Origin of the sequence: Actinoplanes sp. G11-F43 (assembly GCF_050589265.1) — a bacterium.
GTDB lineage: Bacteria > Actinomycetota > Actinomycetes > Mycobacteriales > Micromonosporaceae > Actinoplanes.
In genome coordinates this window covers 1-1,433 of sequence record NZ_JBNZCE010000096.1, presented here as the reverse complement: position 1 = coordinate 1,433, position 1,433 = coordinate 1, and the positions used below count along the sequence as shown (strand labels likewise).

3 protein-coding genes are annotated in these 1,433 nt (G+C 57.9%); all 3 read right to left on the bottom strand.

Features of this window, described 5'->3' with window-relative positions:
* Positions 1-63: 63 nt before the first annotated feature.
* The gene (locus ACQ0O7_RS45075) at positions 64-378 is read right to left on the bottom strand and encodes a transposase family protein (RefSeq protein ID WP_430792094.1); all 315 of its coding nucleotides are present in this window, start codon (positions 376-378) and stop codon (positions 64-66) included.
* A 135-nt stretch (positions 379-513) separates the two neighbouring features.
* Positions 514-1,176 (bottom strand): hypothetical protein, encoded by a 663-nt coding sequence (locus ACQ0O7_RS45070; protein WP_430792093.1) that lies wholly within the window; start codon positions 1,174-1,176, stop codon positions 514-516.
* A partial coding sequence (locus ACQ0O7_RS45065; RefSeq protein WP_430792092.1) for a hypothetical protein occupies positions 1,161-1,433 on the bottom strand: 273 nt, incomplete at its 5' end. The genes ACQ0O7_RS45070 and ACQ0O7_RS45065, both read right to left, overlap by 16 nt.

Genomic DNA, 1,433 nt, shown 5'->3' with positions numbered 1-1,433 from the left:
TCTCCGCCACAACAGCAGAAAGCCGCACCGATCCCTACAACTCCTCGGAATCGCTTGAAACGGTCAAACCTCTACCTTGCAAAGGCCCTGTGACCCAGCGCAGGATCGGCTGCAGGGTCTGGTGTAGCGGGTGATCGTGGCCTGCGAACAGCCGAAGATCTCGCCGAGAACCTCGTCGGACAGGTTGTGCCGTAACCCGAAGAGCGCCGCGATCACCGCTGTGGGCAGCGGCAACACGTGCGGCCGTCCGACCGCCGGCTTCTCCCACTCGACACCGACGATCTCCCGGACCCGGCCGATCAGGTTGCTGAACCGGTCGGCGGACAGCCCTGTCATACTGGCGCAGCGCAGCGGCCATACCTCGATCAACTTCGTCACGCAAGATGATCTATGGGATCCCGGCCGCTGTATCCATTCCGGACAGCCGACGCCCGGCCTACAACACCCTAAGTCTCACTCAACATCACATCCGTGAATGTCGATGAGATTTGGAATGACTCTCCCGGAAGATGGTCATCTGGAAATCAGATCGTCACCAATTCCAAAGTGGTCTACATACGAAGAGATGAAGTTCCAAGTGGACGATCGAGCAGGATCTTGCTGGCGATTAGCCTCCGCAGCATAAGAACGCAAGGCCGAAAGGGCCGACTCTTGGTGGCCGAGAAGGGCTGCGATGATGGCTAAATGTCCATTAAGAGCCTGGTACCTGGACTGATCGTTCTCTAAACGCAAAAAAATGTCGGCGGCGCTGCTCAAGGTCGACAGGAAGCGCAACCCGGCACCGAGCAGGTCCGAGACCATGACCTCTGCGACGCGTGCAACGTCGGATTCTTCGTGAAGTCTCCAGCGGTGCGGAATAGCGACTCCCCGCCCTTCCCAGCGAACGAGGTCGGCAAGTGCCTGGCCGACCGAACATACGCCAAAGGATACTTCAGGCTCCGGCGGCAGACCCCGAAACTTCACATAAAGCCGGCTCGTCTCTGGATGACGAGCACCTAGAGCCGGTGAAAACGAAACCGGCCCGTCTCCTGATGCGTTCAAACCAAATTGCCAGAATACGTCACCCACGCCGTGCGAATATCGCGGCTCGCGGGCAACGGGATCCAGCTTCCAGCCCTCTGTTGATAGTCGCTGCGTCAGCTCAGACTGAAGCAATGAACCTAGCAATGCGGACATAGCTTGCTGCTCTTTCCAAAGTTTGAGACGGTGAAGTTGTCCCCGTGACTGAAGCCGTATTGGGATAGCTTATCCGTCGACAAGGTCAGCCCGCCATGTACAAGATCGAAATATCCGGTAACTTGATCTATATCCATCCTGGACACCACATCTGGTCCCACGAGGCGGCCCACGGCCGTTTCATGATCGATAGTGGCGGTGAGTGACGGTGCCTGCGTTGGCGTGTCGGATATGGACGAAGCTCCGTTGAGTCCAGG